Below are 16092 nucleotides of genomic sequence, written 5' to 3' on the forward strand. Positions count from 1 at the left end.
CGTTCGTATCACGGGTCCTTCATACCGCCTCCACACATGCGGTCCCTCAATAGGTTCGTCACCTCGTATCTGACCGACCGTCACTTCTTGATCACGCGTCCGGACATCGGCACGACCTGTCCGCACGACCCCCGGAAGGACCCGCAGTGAAGCTGCTCCGCAAGCCCGGCGCCCTCGTCGCCGCCGCGCTGGCCCTGGCCGTACTCCCGTCGGCCGCCTCGGCCCACGACGGCGACCACCCGTTCGCGAACTGCACCGACGCCTACGCCGCCGGATACGCGAACATCGAAAAGGGCGACGAGCATTACGGCACCCATCTGGACCGGGACGGCGACGGCGTCGGCTGCGACCGGCCACCCGCGGACTTCGTCCCCGCCGACGACGATGCGACCGACAACGACGGGACAGCCGGGGAGCAGGCCGGCGAGGATCTCGCCGAGACCGGCGGCACCGACACCACCCCGTACCTCGCGGCCGGCAGCGTGGTCGCCCTGGCCGCCGGCAGCGGGGTCCTGCTGGCGGCCCGCAGGCGCCGGGCTCCGGCGGACCGCCCGTAGAAGGGCCGAAGGAGGGCCCCCGCACAGGCCGGCGGAGGGCCGCCCCCGCGCAGGCCGAAGGGGCGGAACCCCCGCACAGGGTCCCGCCCCTTCTTGGTGATCCGGAGTCGCCGCCCATCGGTGTTGAGGGTCGGGGACGGACGACGACTCCGGCGTCTTCGGTGGGTCAGCGGTGGTCGCTGCCCGCCGACTCCGAGGCCGCGCGGCCCGCTTCCAGGCGGGCGACCGGGATACGGAACGGGGAGCAGGAGACGTAGTCCAGGCCGACCTCGTGGAAGAAGTGGACCGACTCCGGGTCGCCGCCGTGCTCGCCGCAGACGCCGAGCTTGAGGTCGGGGCGGGTGGCACGGCCGGCCTCGGCGGCCAGCTTCACCAGGGAGCCCACGCCGTCCTTGTCGATCGTCTCGAACGGCGACACCCCGAAGATGCCCTTCTCCAGGTAGGCCGTGAAGAAGCTCGCCTCCACGTCGTCCCGGCTGAAGCCCCACACCGTCTGGGTGAGGTCGTTCGTGCCGAAGCTGAAGAACTCCGCCGCCTCCGCGATCTGACCGGCCGTGAGGGCGGCCCGCGGCAGCTCGATCATCGTGCCGATCGCCAGCTTGAGCTGCGTGCCCGTCGCCGCCTCGACCTCCGCGATGACCTGGTCGGCCTCCTCGCGGACGATCTCCAGCTCCTGGACCGTGCCGACGAGCGGGATCATGATCTCGGCGCGCGGGTCGCCCTTGGCGTTCTTGCGCTCGGCGGCGGCCTCGGCGATCGCCCGTACCTGCATGGTGAACAGGCCGGGGATGACCAGGCCCAGACGGACGCCGCGCAGGCCCAGCATCGGGTTCTGCTCGTGCAGGCGGTGGACCGCCTGGAGCAGCCGCAGCTCGTTCTCGTGCGGCTCCTGGCGGGACTCGGCGAGGGCCACGCGGACCGACAGCTCGGTGATGTCGGGCAGGAACTCGTGCAGCGGCGGGTCCAGGAGACGGACCGTCACCGGGAGGCCGTCCATCGCCGAGAACAGCTCGACGAAGTCCTTCTTCTGCAACGGCAGCAGCTCCGCCAGGGCGGACTCCCGCTCCTCCTCGGTGTCGGCGAGGATCAGCTTCTCGACCATCTCACGGCGCTCACCGAGGAACATGTGCTCGGTACGGCACAGCCCGATGCCCTGCGCGCCGAAGCGACGGGCGCGCAGCGCGTCCTCGGCGTTGTCCGCGTTGGCGCGGACGCGCAGGCGGCGCTTGCGGTCGGCGAACGCCATGATCCGGTGCACGGCCTCGACCAGCTCGTCGGCGTCGTTGGCGCCCGCGTGCATGCGGCCCTCGAAGTACTCCACGACCGGGGAGGGGACGACGGGCACCTCACCGAGGTACACCTTGCCGCTCGACCCGTCGATGGAGATGACGTCGCCCTCCTCGACGACGTGTCCGCCCGGGACCGTCATCCGGCGCCGCTTGGTGTCGACCTCCAGCTCCTCGGCGCCGCAGACACAGGTCTTGCCCATGCCGCGCGCGACGACGGCCGCGTGCGAGGTCTTGCCGCCGCGCGAGGTCAGGATGCCCTCGGCCGCGATCATGCCGTCGAGGTCGTCGGGGTTGGTCTCCCGGCGGACCAGGATGACCTTCTCGCCCGAGCGCGACCACTTCACGGCGGTGTACGAGTCGAAGACCGCCTTGCCGACCGCCGCGCCCGGCGAGGCCGCGATGCCCCGGCCGATCTGCTCGACCTTGGCGTCCTCGTCGAACTTGGGGAACATCAGCTGGGCGAGCTGGGCGCCGGTGACCCGCTGGAGCGCCTCGGCCTCGTCGATCAGGCCCTGGTCCACGAGCTGGGTGGCGATACGGAAGGCGGCACCGGCCGTCCGCTTGCCGACGCGGGTCTGGAGCATCCACAGCTGGCCGCGCTCGATCGTGAACTCGATGTCGCAGAGGTCCTTGTAGTGGTTCTCCAGCGTCTCCATGATCTGCATCAGCTGGTCGTACGACTTCTTGTCGATCTGCTCCAGCTCCGCGAGCGGCACGGTGTTGCGGATGCCGGCGACGACGTCCTCGCCCTGGGCGTTCTGGAGGTAGTCGCCGTAGACGCCCTGGTGGCCGGAGGCGGGGTCGCGGGTGAAGGCGACGCCGGTGCCGGAGTCGGGGCCGAGGTTGCCGAAGACCATGGAACAGACGTTGACGGCCGTGCCCAGGTCGCCGGGGATGCGCTCCTGGCGGCGGTAGAGCTTGGCGCGGTCGGTGTTCCAGGAGTTGAAGACCGCCTCGATGGCGAGGTCCATCTGCTCGCGCGGGTCCTGCGGGAAGTCCCGGCCGGCCTCGGTCTTGACGATCCGCTTGAACTTGGTGACGAGCTTCTTGAGGTCGGCCGCCTCCAGGTCGGTGTCGACCGCGACCTTCTTGGCGTCCTTCGCGGCTTCGAGGGCCTCCTCGAAGAGCTCGCCGTCGACGCCGAGGACCGTCTTGCCGAACATCTGGATGAGGCGGCGGTAGGAGTCCCAGGCGAACCGCTCGTCGCCCGCCTGCTCGGCGAGGCCCTTCACCGACTTGTCGGAGAGGCCGATGTTCAGGACCGTGTCCATCATGCCGGGCATGGAGAACTTGGCGCCGGAGCGGACCGAGACGAGCAGCGGGTTGTCGGCCTGGCCGAGCTTCTTGCCCATCCGCGTCTCCAGGGCGTCGAGGTGCGCACTCACCTCGTCACGCAGTGCCACCGGCTCCGCGCCGCTCTCCAGGTAGACCTTGCAGGCTTCGGTCGTGATGGTGAAGCCGGGGGGAACGGGGAGTCCCAGGTTGGTCATCTCGGCGAGGTTCGCGCCCTTGCCGCCGAGGAGGTCCTTGAGGTCCTTGTTTCCCTCGGTGAAGTCGTAGACGAACTTCGCTACGTGGGGTTCTTTGTTTTCCGACACGGTTCTCGACTCCCTCGAGGACGCGGTGGCTGCCCTGACGACGGGGAACATACCCAGATCGAAGGCTCATGGGTACGTCCACTTGCGCGTCATGTGCTCGTAACCAGCCCTCTGCCAGCGGATCGAAAGTCAAAGCTTGGCAAGCAATCGGGTGATCATGTGTTCACCTCTTGAACGCACGCCACCTCGAAGACGCCTCACAGCGCTCAGGTGAGCGGCTTTCAGCACGCCTGATTTCGATCGATGAACGATCAAGGGGTGGCACTGGGTGCCACCCCTTGGAGAAGTGCAGCCGCTCAAGATCCGCTCATCTGAGCGTCACCCCGATCAGAGGTGGCGAGAATCACGCCGCCACCAAGGGCCGGGTACCACCATGCGGACGTCACACACCGAGCGCCAGCAGCCGTTCCTCCGCCCGCCCGGGCGCGTACAGGTACTCCACGACCAGGGCCGCCGCCCCCACCAGCCCGGCCCGCTCCCCGAGCCGTGAGGTGACGACGTCCAGATGAGCGGTGGAGCGCGGCAGCGCCCGCTGGTACAGCAGCTCGCGCACACCCGTGAGGAAGGGGGTCCCGGCCAGATCCCCGGCGATCATCAGCACCCCGGGGTTCAGCAGCGTCACCACGGTCGCCAGCACGTCCCCGACCTGCCGCCCGGCCTCCCGGGCGAGCGCGGCGGCCTCCACATGCCCGGCGGTGAGCAGGTCCCGCACATCCGAGCCGGACGCCGCGGGCACCCCGCTCTCGGCCAGCCGCCGCGCCACGGCACCGCCGCTCGCGACGGCGGCGAGACAGCCGTACGACCCGCACCGGCACAGCGCGTCGGTGCCGACCCGGATGTGCCCGATGTCCCCGGCGCCCCCGTCGATGCCGCGATAGATCGAACCGTCGACCACCACACCCGCACCGATGCCGGTGGACACCTTGACCAGCACGAAGGCCGAGCAGTCCGGATGTCCCGTGCGCTGTTCGCCGTACGCCATGAGGTTGGCGTCGTTGTCGACGAGGACCGGCACCCGGCCGGCGCCCGTGTGCTCGCTGAACGCTCCCGCCAGGCGCTCTCTTATGTCGTAGCCGTCCCAGCCCGGCATGATCGGCGGCTGGACGACCCGGCCGGTCTCGCTGTCGACCGGCCCCGGCACCGCGAGCCCGATGCCGCACACCTCCTCGGCCCGGTGCCCCGCCTTCTCCAGCAGCTCGGCGAACCAGCGGCCCAGCTCGCCCAGCACCGCGTCCGGCCCGTCCTCGATGACGAGGGTCCCGCCGTGCTCGGCGAGGATCTCGCCGGTCAGGGAGAGGACGGCGGCGCGGGCGTGCCGGGTGTCGAGGTCGGCGGCGAGGACGACGGCGTGGGAGTCGTCGAACTCCAGGGTGATGGAGGGCCGTCCGCCGAGCGGGGAGTCCACCGGCCCGCCGGCTCCTTCGCGCAGCCAGCCGGCCCGGAACAGCCGGTCGAGGCGCTGGCCGACGGTGGCCCGGGACAGCCCGGTCACCTGTTGCAGGGCACCACGAGTCGTCGCTCGTCCGCTTCGCACCAGTTCGAGCAGTTCGCCGGCGCTCGCTTGAGCTCGACCACTCATGCGCACCCCCTTGTGTTTCTCAAGCTTGCATTACATATTGAGTTTTGCGTGTTAAATAGACGTAACTCTAAGGTGGCCTCGACCGAACTGGTCAGGCCGAACGTCTTCGGGGAGCCCCGAGTGGATCGCACCGCCCAGCTGACCTCGCATGTCCGGACCCGACCCTTCGTATACGAACCGGACGTCACGACACATTCTCTGCACGTCAGGGCGGCCCGGGTACTGGAGGCCAACTGGACGGGCACCTCCACGGTCCCCTCCCGCAGCCTGTACCCGCACCAGTGGTCCTGGGACTCCGCGTTCATCGCGATCGGCCTGCGGCACCTGTCCCCGTTACGGGCCCAGACGGAACTGGAGACGCTGCTCGACGCCCAATGGGGTGACGGGCGCATCCCGCACATCGTCTTCAACCCCTCCGTGCCGCTCGACGCGTACTTCCCGAGCCCCGACTTCTGGCGCTCCTCGACCGCGGGGCGCGCTGCGGGCGCCCCGCGCACCGTACAGACGTCCGGCATCGTGCAGCCACCGGTGCACGCGCTGGCCGCCTGGCTGGTGCACCAGGCCGACCCGGGCCTGTCCCGGGCCCGCGGCTTCCTCACCCGGGTCTACCCCCACCTGGCCGCCTGGCACCGCTATCTCCTGCACCGCAGGGACCTGGGCGGCGCCGGCCTGGCGTCGGTGGTCCACCCCTGGGAACAGGGCATGGACAACAGCCCTTGCTGGGACACCCCGTTGAGCCGGATCACCCCGGCCCCGGCCCGCTCCTTCCGCCGCGCCGACCTGGACCACGGCTCCCCGGCGGACCGCCCCACGGACCTGGACTACGGCCGCTACGTGCGCCTGGCGACGGACTACCGGGACGGCGAATACGCCGACGGAGCAGGGGAGTTCGCGGTCGAGGACCCGTCCTTCAACGCCCTGCTCATCGCCTCCGAGCACGCGCTGGCCCGTATCGCCCAGGAGTTGGGAGCCCCGGGCACCGCCCGCCACACCCGGGCCGAGCGCCTGACCGCGACCCTGATCGACCGGCTGTGGGACCCGGCGGAGGGCATGTTCTTCTGCCGTGACGTACGCACCGGCAGGCTCGTCCCGGAACGCGGCGTCTCCGGTCTGATCCCCCTCGTCCTGCCCACACTCCCCCGGGACGTCGTCACGGCCCTGGTCCGCACGACGGCCTCCAAGCACTTCGGACTCGGCGGCGCCACCCGCCTGGTCCCCAGCTACGACCTGCTCGGCGAGGCCTTCGACCCGCACCGCTACTGGCGCGGCCCGGCCTGGTTCAACACCAACTGGCTGCTGGAGCGCGGCCTGCGTACGCACGGCGAACGGGGCCGGGCCGCCGCCCTGCGCAGGGCGGTCCTGCACCTCGCCGACACCTCCGACTTCGCGGAGTACGTCGACCCGTACACCGGCGAGGCCTGCGGGGCGACCGGCTTCGGCTGGACCGCCGCGCTCTCGCTCGACCTGCTCCACAGCGCCACCACCCACACGGGATCCAAGGGAGGGGACCGGGAATGACGGACCGGCATCATCTGCTCGTGCGCGGCGGGACGTTCGCGGCCGTGGGAGACGGCGGGGACATCAGCGGAGTGCGGAGCGGCAGCTCCCCGTCCCCCGAAGGGTTGTTCGTACGCGACGCCCGCCATCTGAGCCGCTGGCAGCTCACGGTGGACGGCGCCGTCCCCGAGTCCCTCACCCCGGTGGCCGACGGCGACACGGCCCGCTGTGTCCTGGTCCCCCGGGGCGGCCGCAACGAACCCCCGGCGTACACGATCTTCCGCGAACAGGCGGTCGGCGACGGCTCGTTCGTGGAATCCCTGAAGGTGACCAGCAACCGCCCGGTCCCCACCACGGTCCGCCTGGCGGTCACCGCGGACGCCGACTTCACCGACCAGTTCGAACTCCGCTCCGACTACCGCACCTACGCCAAGACCGGCGCCACCCGCTCCCGTGAAGTCCTGGACTCCGGCGTGGAGTTCACCTACCAGCGCGGCGAATGGCGTTCCCGTACGACGGTGACGGCCGAGCCCGCTCCGGACGCCGTGGAGGAGACCGGCACCGGCGCCCGCCGCCTGGTCTGGACGCTGGACCTGGAGCCGCACGGCACGGCGGAACTGACCCTCCGGGTCATGGCCCGCCCGCACGGCGACAAACGCGCCCTGCGCGTCCCCAGGTCCCCCGCCGCCCTCAACGCCGAACTCATCGCCCTGGAGGGCGAGTTCGTGGAGGGCGTGGCCTTCCCGACCGGCTGGCCCGAACTGGCCGCCGCCTGCGCCCGGGGCCTCGCCGACCTGGCGTCGCTCCAGGTCCCGGCCCAGGGCCCGGACGGCGAGGACCTCCGCGTCCCAGCGGCGGGCGCCCCGTGGTTCCTGACCCTGCTGGGCCGGGACGCCCTGCTGACCTCCCTGTTCGCCCTCCCCTACCGCCCCCAGCTGGCCGCCGCCACCCTCCCCGCCCTCGCCGCGGCACAGGCGACCGAGACCGGCGCGAACGCGGTGGCCCAGCCGGGCAAGATCGTGCACGAGCTGCGCCACGGCGAACTGGCCCACTTCGGCCAGGTCCCCTACGGCCGCTACTACGGCTCGGTGGACGCGACCCCCCTCTTCCTGGTCCTCCTCGGCGCCTACGTCGAACAGACCGGGGACCTGACCCTCGCCCGCCGCCTGGAGTCCCACGCCCGCGCGGCGATCGGCTGGATGCTGGACCACGGCGGCCTGACCTCCCGCGGCTACCTCGTCTACCGCGCCGACCAGGGCGGCCTCGCCAACCAGAACTGGAAGGACTCCCCCGGCTCCATCTGCTCCTCCGACGGCACCCGGGCCTCGGGCGCGGTGATGGCGGCGGGCGCGCAGGGCTACGCGTACGACGCGCTGCGGCGCACGGCGTGGCTGGCGCGGACGGTGTGGGCGGACGAGACGTACGCGGCCCTCCTCGAACAGGCCGCGGGAGACCTCCGCGACCGCTTCCAGCGGGACTTCTGGATGCGGGACCGCGCCTTCCCGGCCCTCGCCCTGGACGGCGACGGCCGCCCACTGGACGCACTGGCCTCCGATGCCGGGCATCTGCTGTGGTCGGGGCTGCTGGACAAGGAGTACGGCGAGGTGGTGGGCCGGCGCCTGCTGGAACCGGACTTCTTCTCGGGCTGGGGCGTACGGACGCTGGCGGCCGGGCAGGCGGCGTACCACCCGCTGTCGTATCACCGGGGTTCGGTGTGGCCGCACGACAACGCGCTGATCACGCTGGGGCTGGCGCGGTACGGGCTGCATGACGAGGCGCGTTCGGTGGCGCACGGGTTGGTGGACGCGGCGACGGCGGCCGGCCACCGGCTCCCGGAAGTCATCGCCGGGTACGGCAGGGACACGCATCGGGAGCCGGTGCCTTATCCGCATGCGTGTGTGCGGGAGGCTCGGTCGGCCGCGGCGCCGTTGGCGTTGCTGACCGCGGTAGGGGGTGCGTAGTTCCCCGCCCCTTGAAGGCACGGCGTTGAGCAGCCGTTTGCTTGGTGTTTGCCCGGCCCCCCTGAACGGCCGCCCACGGCACCCCGTACCCGAATGTGGCGGGTCCGAGACCCCATGTCGGACCCGCCACCACGCCATCGGGTCCCGCACGGAAGGTCCTCCGGGTGTCCGTCTCCACCAGCACGCCCCCGCCGACCGAGGACGTCGTCCTCGACGCCCCCGCCAGCCCCCGCCCACCGATCCTCCGCTGGACGGTGACCGCCCTCGCCGCCCTGCTCGTCCTGGCCGCGCTCCTGCTCCCCAACGCGCTGCCCGCCCTCAAGCCCAACCGGTTCACGCGCATCCCGGTCGAGGCGATCATCGGGGCGGCGGTGGCCCTGTGGCTGCCGAGGCGTCCCAGGATCGTCGTGGCGGCGGTGTCAGGAGCGGGGCTGGGCATCCTGACGATCCTGAACCTGCTGGACATGGGCTTCCGGGACTATCTGGGCCGGGGCTTCAACATGATCCTGGACTGGGAGTTGCTGGACGACGCGCAGTCGTACGTCAAGGACTCGATGGGCGGCACGGTCGCGGTGTTCGCGGTGATCGGAGCGATCGTCCTCGTCCTGCTCCTGCTGTCCCTGACGGCCCTGGCCATGGTCCGGCTGAGCAACGTACTCGTGGCGAACCGGGCGAAGGCGACCCGGGGCACCCTGATCGCGGCCGTCGTCTGGATCACCTGTTACGCGCTCGGGCTCCAGCTCGGCGGCATGCCGATCGCCGCCGACCGGGCCGCGGCGGCGCTGAAGATCCAGGCGACGCGGGTGACGGACACGATCCGCGACGAGGCGGCGTTCGCCCGCGAGGCCAAGTCGGACACGTTCGGGGCGACCCCGGGCAGCCAACTCGTCCCCGACCTCCGGGGCAAGGACGTGATCTTCACCTTCATCGAGAGCTACGGCCGCAGCGCGATCGAGGACCCGATCATGGCGCCGGGCGTGGACCGGACGCTCACCGCCAGCACCGAGGCCCTCAAGAAGGCGGGGTACAGCGCGCGCAGCGGCTGGCTGACGTCGGCGACGTACGGCGGCAGCAGTTGGCTGGGCCACTCCACCACCATGTCCGGCCTGTGGATCGACAACCAGCAGCGCTACCGCACGGTCATGGCCAGCGACCACCTGAGCCTCACCAAGGCGTTCCAGAAGACGGGCGCATGGGACACGGTCGGCGTCATGCCGGGCATCCAGAAAGGCTGGCCGGAGCAGCGCTACTACGGCCTGGACAAGGTCTACAACGCCTTCCAACTCGGCTATCAGGGACCGAAGTTCAGCTGGTCGACGATGCCCGACCAGTACGCCCTGGAGGCGTTCCAGCGCCAGGTCCACGGCAAGAAGCGGGACAAGCCCCTGATGTCGGAGATCATCCTGACCTCCAGCCACCAGCCGTGGGCCCCGATCCCCAAGATGGTCGACTGGAACGACCTGGGCGACGGCAAGATCTTCGACGCCGTCCAGAAGGCCGGCAAGAAGCCCTCGGACATCATCACCGACCCCACCAAGTCCCGTGAGGAGTACGGCAAGTCGATCCAGTACTCGGTGACGGCCCTCACCCAGTGGCTGGAGCGCTACGGCACCAAGAACACCGTCCTGGTCTTCCTGGGCGACCACCAGCCCATAGCCCGGGTCAGCGGCGACCACGCCAGCCGCGACGTCCCGATCTCCATAGTGGCCAAGGACCCCAAGGTCCTGGACAAGATCACCGGCTGGAACTGGACGGAGGGCCTGAAGCCGGCCCACAACGCCCCGGTCTGGAAGATGAGCGCGTTCCGCGACCGCTTCCTGAAGGCATACGGCTCCACACCGCACCCGTCCTCGGGCTGACGCTCAGGCCCCCTCCATGGCCCCACGCGCCGTCTCGACGAACTGCTCCAGCCGGCGCAGGAAGTCCGTCTGCGCGTCGTCGAACCGGGCCCGCGCCCCGTCCTGCCCCCTGGCGATCCGCCACAGGGCCCCGTTCGCGGTCGCCGCCGCCTGAAGGACGGTCTCGGCGGCCTCCGCGGCCGGCGCCGGCCCCTCCAGGACGACGACCCGGACACTGCGCATGAAAGGGTCGTAGGCGGCCCGCAGTTCGACGCGCAGCTCCTCGAATCGCGCCAACCTCGCCTCGGGCTCGGCGAGTTGGACGTAGGCGTCGTACACCCGGTAGTAGAGCCGGCTCGTGATGTGCGCCTGCTCCATGACGTCCAGATAGGCCGCGCGCCGCAACTCCCTTATCCGGCTTCGGCGCTGGGCCTGTTCCGTCGTCTCCGCCTGCGCCCGGGCGGCCCGCGTGTTCCCGAGCGTCGTCACCCAACTGGCGAGCACCGCCGTGCCGCCGGTAAAGGCCGCCACCCACACCGCACCGTCCACCACGGCGATCAGTGTCGACGAACCGTCCGGCGGTGTCGAGACCGCTCAGCCGCCGGAGGTGTCCAGTTCCGCGTCCTCACTGACGCCCGCGCAGTCGTACGGGTCCTTCAGCCACCCGTCCGGCAGGACGACCCGGTTGTTGCCCGACGTGCGCCCGCGAGGACCGTCCGCTCCCGCCGGCCACGCCTGGTCGAGGTCCAACTCGTCGAGGCCGGACCGCAGTTCCTCCAGCGACGACGTGATCGCCAGCCGCTTGCGCATCTCGCTGCCGACCGCGAAGCCCTTCAGATACCAGGCGACGTGCTTGCGGAAGTCGACGACACCCTTGGACTCGTCGCCGATCCACTCCCCGAGCAACCGCGCGTGGCGGACCATGATGTCGGCCACCTCGCGCAGCGACGGACGCGAGATGTCCTCCGTACGCCCCTCGAACGCCGCGACCAGGTCCGCGAACAGCCACGGCCGCCCCAGGCACCCGCGCCCCACGACCACCCCGTCGCAGCCGGTCTCGCGCACCATCCGCAGCGCGTCCTCCGCCGACCAGATGTCGCCGTTGCCGAGGACCGGGATCTCCGGCACATGCTCCTTGAGGCGCGCGATGGCGTCCCAGTCGGCCGTACCGCCGTAGTGCTGCGCCGCCGTACGCCCGTGCAGCGCGATCGCCGTCACGCCCTCCTCGACCGCGATCCGCCCGGCGTCGAGGTACGTGATGTGGTCGTCGTCGATGCCCTTGCGCATCTTCATCGTGACCGGCAGATCACCCGCCCCCGACACGGCCTCACGCAGGATCGCCCGCAGCAGCGGCCGCTTGTACGGCAACGCCGACCCACCGCCCTTGCGCGTCACCTTCGGCACCGGGCACCCGAAGTTCAGGTCGATGTGATCGGCGAGCCCCTCCTCCGCGATCATGCGGACGGCCTTGCCGACGGTGGCCGGGTCGACGCCGTACAGCTGGATGGAGCGCGGCTTCTCGCTCTCGTCGAAGTGGACCAGCTGCATGGTCTTCTCGTTGCGCTCGACCAGCGCCCGCGTCGTGATCATCTCGCTCACGAACAGCCCCTTGCCCCCGCTGAACTCCCGGCACAGGGTGCGGAAGGGCGCGTTGGTGATCCCGGCCATGGGTGCCAGGACGACGGGCGGCTGAACGGTGTGCGGCCCGATCTGGAGGGGCGCGGTGGTCGTGGACATTCCCCCATTGTCGCGTACGGCGACCAGTGCCCCGCGGCGGAGCCCGACTGGAGCCCCGCCCGACTCCCACTCGATTCCCGCTCGATTCCCACTCGATCATGTAATGACCATTAGTTAGACGCACTATTGAAATCGGCGTACGCTGGTCCCCATGCCCGAGCTCAGCCATCGCCGGCGCCTCCTCGTCCTCGCGATCTGCTGCATGAGCCTGCTGATCGTGAGCCTCGACAACACGGTGCTGAACGTCGCCCTGCCGTCCATGCAGCACGACCTCGACGCCACCACGTCCGGGCTGCAGTGGACGATCGACGCCTACACGCTCGTCCTGGCCTCGCTGCTGATGCTGGCCGGGTCGACGGCCGACCGGATCGGCCGCAGGCGGGTCTTCATGGCGGGCCTGGTCGTCTTCACGGCCGGCTCGGTGCTGTGCTCCCTCGCCCCGAACCTGGAGGCGCTCGTCGCCTTCCGCATGGTGCAGGCGGTCGGCGGCTCGATGCTCAACCCGGTCGCGATGTCGATCATCACCAACACCTTCACGGACCCGCGCGAGCGCGCCCGCGCGATCGGCGCGTGGGGCGCGGTGGTCGGCATCTCGATGGCCGCCGGACCACTGGTCGGCGGCCTGCTCGTGGACTCGGTCGGCTGGCGCTCGATCTTCTGGATCAACCTCCCGGTCGGCCTCGCCGCCCTCCTGCTCACCCTCCGCTACGTCCCCGAGTCCCGCGCCCCCAAGGCCAAGCGCCCCGACCCGCTGGGCCAGTTCCTGGTGATCGTGCTGTTCGGCTCGCTGACGTACGCGATCATCGAGGCCCCGAACGCCGGGTTCGCCTCGACGCTGCCGTACGCCGCGCTGGCGCTGGCCGCGCTGCTGGGCATCCTCTGGTACGAGCCGCGGCGCGAGGAGCCCCTCATCGACCTGCGGTTCTTCCGGTCGGTGCCGTTCAGCGGGGCGACGGTGATCGCGATCAGCGCGTTCGCGGCGCTGGGCGGCTTCCTGTTCCTGTCGACGCTGTATCTGCAGAACGTCCGGGGGCTGGACGCGCTGCACGCGGGGCTGTGGATGCTGCCGATGGCGGTGCCGACGTTCCTGTGCGCGCCGATGTCCGGGCGGCTGGTCGGCACCCGGGGGCCGCGCGTGCCGCTGCTGATCGCCGGGTTCGCGATGACGGCGAGCGGGGTGATGTTCGCGGCCTTCGACGCGGAGACCTCGAACGTCACGCTCTTCATCGGATACGTCCTGTTCGGCCTCGGCTTCGGGTTCGTGAACGCGCCGATCACCAACACGGCGGTGTCCGGGATGCCCCGCGCGCAGGCGGGGGTGGCGGCGGCGGTCGCCTCCACGAGCCGGCAGTTGGGGCAGACGCTGGGAGTCGCGGTCATCGGTGCGGTGCTGGCGGCGGGGGTGGGGGCATCGTCCTACAAGGAGACGTTCGTGGCTGCCGCCGGGCCGGGGTGGTGGATTCTCGCCGGGTGCGGGTTCGCGGTGCTGGTGCTGGGTGCGCTGAGCAGCGGGGTGCGGGCCCGGCGCAGTGCGGAGCGGGTGGCTGAGCGGTTGTCCGCTGCCGAGGTGCGGGAGGCCGCGGGGGTCTCCGCCTAGGCGGAGCGGGGGGTCCGTTCCAGGGCGATCGCGTGCAGCCGTTCCAACCGCTCCTCGGACTCCTCGTCCGCCGGCACGTACGTCACGATGCGCGGCCCCGCCTCCGGCCCCAGCCACATGTCGGTGTGATCGACCGCGACCCGGCCCACGTACCGGTTCAGGAACTCCTTGCGCTTGCCGCGATGGGCGCCCACCTCATGCCGGTCCCAGGCCTCGCGGAACTCGGGGGACTCGGTGCGCAGACGCTGGAGGAGCATCTTCCAGGCGGGCTCTCCGAGGTGCCCGGCCATGGTGGCGCGGAAGCGGGCGGCCATGAGGCGCTGGGTCTGGTCCAGGTGCACGATCGAGGACCGCCACGGCTCGTGCGTGTAGGAGAGGATCAGGCAGTTGCGGTCCTCCGCGGGCACCGCGTCGAGGTCGCAGAGCAGCAGCCCGTACGTGCGGTTGTAGGCGAGGATGTCGTACCGGCTGTTCTGCACGCACGCCGGAATGGGCTCCAGCTGCTCCAGGACGCGTTGGATCGCGGGCGTGATGGACGGGCAGGTGGTGGCCGGCGTCGGATCGACCGCGCCGGCGAGCTGGAAGAGATGGGCCCGCTCGTTGGGGTCGAGCAGCAGCGTGCGGGCCAGCGCGTCCAGGACCTGCACCGAGACCTGGATGTCCCGGGCCTGCTCCAGCCACGTGTACCAGGTGACGCCGACCGCGGAGAGGTGCGCGACCTCCTCGCGCCGCAGCCCGGGCGTACGGCGCCGGCGCCCTCGGGGCAGGCCGACCTGCTCGGGGCTGATGTGCTCACGCCGGTGCCGCAGGAACGCGGCGAGCTCATGCCGCCGCACCTCCGCGGCACCCGTCGCGCCGGAGCTCGCGGGGGCCGTCGCCGTCACCTCGGCCATCGTCGTCATACCTCCAGCGTGCCGCCCGGCGGACCCTGTTTCCAGGTACTCCTTCTACCAGGATAAGGAGACTCTGGTACCAGTCTCAGGCGCGGCGGACGCTGGACTGCGTGACCACCGAAACCATCACCTCACGTCACCTCCGCACCTCCGACGCCCCACCCGTGCTCGGCGCCCTCGGTCTCTTCACGGTGCTGCTCGGCGCGGCACTGCCCCTCATCGACTTCTTCATCGTCAACGTCGCCCTGCCCACCATCGGCCGGGACCTCTCGGCGAGCGAGTCGGTCCTCGAACTCGTCGTGTCCGGTTACGGGTTGGCGTACGCCGTGCTGCTCGTCCTGGGCGGCCGGCTCGGCGATCTCTTCGGCCGGCGCCGGCTCTTCCTCGGCGGCATGGCGGCGTTCGGCCTGACCTCGCTGGCCTGCGGGCTCGCACCGACCGCGTGGACACTGGTCGCGGCCCGGGTCGCGCAGGGCGCCGCTTCGGCCGCGATGCTGCCGCAGGTGCTGGCCACCATCCAGGCGGCGACGAGCGGCCAGCGCCGCGCGAAGGCCATGGGGCTGTACGGCGCCACGGCGGGCCTGTCCATGGTGGCCGGCCAGATCCTCGGCGGGGTGCTGGTCGCCGCCGACATCGCGGGCACCGGCTGGCGCTCGGTCTTCCTCGTGAACGTCCCGGTCGTCGTCCTCGGCCTGGTCCTCGCCGCCCGTGCCGTACCGGAGACCCGCTCCCAGCGCCCCGAGCCGGTGGACGGCCCCGGCACGGTCCTGCTGGGCGTCTCCCTGCTCACCCTGCTGGCCCCGCTGACCGAGGGGCGGGCGGCGGGCTGGCCGCTGTGGACGTGGCTGTCGCTGGCGGCGTTCCCGTTCGCGGCGGCGGCGTTCTGGGCGGTGGAGCGCGGGGCGGACCGGCGCGGCCGTACGCCCCTGGTCCCGCCGAGCCTGTTCCGGCTGGTGTCGCTGCGGCGCGGGCTCGTGATGATCGTGCCGTTCTCGATCGGGTTCAGCGGCTTCATGTTCGTGATCGCGGTGGCGTTGCAGCGCGGCGCCGGACTGGGGCCGGTCAGGGCCGGGCTCGCCCTCGCGCCGATGGCGGTGGTGTTCTTCTTCACCTCGCTCGCGGGCCCGCGGCTGGTCGCGAAGTACGGCACGCGGGTCGTCACCGCCGGTGCGGCGATCCAGGCGGTGGGCGTGGCACTGATGGCCCTCGCGGCCTGGCGCTCCTGGCCGGACCTCGGTCTGGTCGAACTGCTGCCGGGCGCGGCGATCGCGGGCGCGGGCCAGGCCCTCCAGCTCCCCGTGATCTTCCGCATCGTCCTGTCGGAGGTACCGCAGTCCCGGGCGGGCGTGGGCAGCGGCGTGATGATCACCACCCAGCAGTCCTCACTCGCCCTGGGCGTGGCCACCCTGGGCACCCTGTTCCTCTCCCTGATCCCCACCCTGGGGATGCGCGACGCCCTGATCACCACGCTCCTCGCCCAGCTGGCAGGAGTGGCCCTGACGGGCCTGCTGAGCCTGCGCCTGCCGCGGACCATCGGGTGAGGACT

The 16092-nt window shown here is 71.2% G+C and carries 11 protein-coding genes; 6 read left to right on the forward strand and 5 right to left on the reverse strand.

The features are described 5' to 3' along the window. Nucleotides 1-146 precede the first annotated feature (146 nt). Nucleotides 147-557, forward strand: coding sequence for an excalibur calcium-binding domain-containing protein (locus tag EJC51_RS16425; protein ID WP_126271772.1), 411 nt, complete (start codon nt 147-149; stop codon nt 555-557). 166 nt (nt 558-723) lie between these two features. Here the strand turns inward: EJC51_RS16425 and ppdK are convergent, their stop codons facing one another. Then, nucleotides 724-3444 carry a pyruvate, phosphate dikinase gene (gene ppdK / locus EJC51_RS16430; RefSeq protein ID WP_126271773.1) on the reverse strand — a complete coding sequence of 907 codons (2721 nt, stop codon included), beginning with the start codon at nt 3442-3444 and terminating at the stop codon, nt 724-726. Nucleotides 3445-3826: 382 nt separating this feature from the next. Continuing rightward, a complete protein-coding gene (locus EJC51_RS16435) occupies nt 3827-5023 on the reverse strand; it encodes an ROK family protein (RefSeq protein ID WP_126271774.1) in 1197 nt (398 codons plus the stop codon). Between the two features lie 120 nt (nt 5024-5143). On the opposite strand from EJC51_RS16435, the gene EJC51_RS16440 reads away from it, so the two are divergent. The 3 genes from EJC51_RS16440 to EJC51_RS16450 all read left to right on the forward strand — a co-directional run bounded on the left by EJC51_RS16440 (nt 5144) and on the right by EJC51_RS16450 (nt 10340). Next, entirely contained in the window at nt 5144-6541 is a 1398-nt protein-coding gene (locus EJC51_RS16440) for an MGH1-like glycoside hydrolase domain-containing protein (RefSeq protein ID WP_126271775.1), read from the forward strand. Next, on the forward strand, nt 6538-8481 hold the full coding sequence (locus tag EJC51_RS16445; RefSeq protein ID WP_126271776.1) for an amylo-alpha-1,6-glucosidase: 1944 nt from the start codon (nt 6538-6540) through the stop codon (nt 8479-8481). The genes EJC51_RS16440 and EJC51_RS16445 overlap by 4 nt, the downstream gene beginning before the upstream one ends. 164 nt (nt 8482-8645) lie before the next feature. Next, nucleotides 8646-10340: an alkaline phosphatase family protein gene (locus tag EJC51_RS16450; protein ID WP_244362659.1), complete on the forward strand. Its 1695-nt coding sequence runs from the start codon at nt 8646-8648 to the stop codon at nt 10338-10340. A gap of 3 nt (nt 10341-10343) precedes the next feature. On the opposite strand, the gene EJC51_RS16455 is transcribed toward EJC51_RS16450, so the two are convergent. Together EJC51_RS16455 and dusB are read right to left on the reverse strand one after the other, a co-directional pair. Beyond that, complete coding sequence (locus EJC51_RS16455; RefSeq protein ID WP_126271777.1) at nt 10344-10871, reverse strand: hypothetical protein; 528 nt, start codon at nt 10869-10871, stop codon at nt 10344-10346. 42 nt (nt 10872-10913) lie between these two features. After that, on the reverse strand, nt 10914-12056 hold the full coding sequence (gene dusB / locus EJC51_RS16460; RefSeq protein WP_126271778.1) for a tRNA dihydrouridine synthase DusB: 1143 nt from the start codon (nt 12054-12056) through the stop codon (nt 10914-10916). A 151-nt stretch (nt 12057-12207) separates the two neighbouring features. On the opposite strand from dusB, the gene EJC51_RS16465 reads away from it, so the two are divergent. Next, nucleotides 12208-13653, forward strand: a complete 1446-nt coding sequence (locus EJC51_RS16465) for an MFS transporter (RefSeq protein WP_126271779.1) — start codon at nt 12208-12210, stop codon at nt 13651-13653. Here EJC51_RS16465 and EJC51_RS16470 read toward each other — a convergent pair. Next, nucleotides 13650-14555, reverse strand: coding sequence for a helix-turn-helix transcriptional regulator (locus EJC51_RS16470; RefSeq protein WP_165951148.1), 906 nt, complete (start codon nt 14553-14555; stop codon nt 13650-13652). The two genes, EJC51_RS16465 and EJC51_RS16470, sit on opposite strands and share 4 nt — an antisense overlap. 101 nt (nt 14556-14656) lie before the next feature. On the opposite strand from EJC51_RS16470, the gene EJC51_RS16475 reads away from it, so the two are divergent. Then, nucleotides 14657-16087, forward strand: coding sequence for an MFS transporter (locus EJC51_RS16475; protein ID WP_126271780.1), 1431 nt, complete (start codon nt 14657-14659; stop codon nt 16085-16087). The last annotated feature ends 5 nt before the right edge of the window (nt 16088-16092 follow it).

The organism is Streptomyces aquilus (assembly GCF_003955715.1).
GTDB lineage: Bacteria > Actinomycetota > Actinomycetes > Streptomycetales > Streptomycetaceae > Streptomyces > Streptomyces aquilus.

Coding starts and splice junctions, on each gene's coding strand:
- EJC51_RS16470 (WP_165951148.1), bottom strand. CDS start 14,555: ATGACGACGATGGCCGAGGTGACGGCGACGGCCCCCGCGAGCTCCGGC.
- dusB (WP_126271778.1), bottom strand. CDS start 12,056: ATGTCCACGACCACCGCGCCCCTCCAGATCGGGCCGCACACCGTTCAG.
- EJC51_RS16445 (WP_126271776.1), top strand. CDS start 6,538: ATGACGGACCGGCATCATCTGCTCGTGCGCGGCGGGACGTTCGCGGCC.
- EJC51_RS16435 (WP_126271774.1), bottom strand. CDS start 5,023: ATGAGTGGTCGAGCTCAAGCGAGCGCCGGCGAACTGCTCGAACTGGTG.
- EJC51_RS16465 (WP_126271779.1), top strand. CDS start 12,208: ATGCCCGAGCTCAGCCATCGCCGGCGCCTCCTCGTCCTCGCGATCTGC.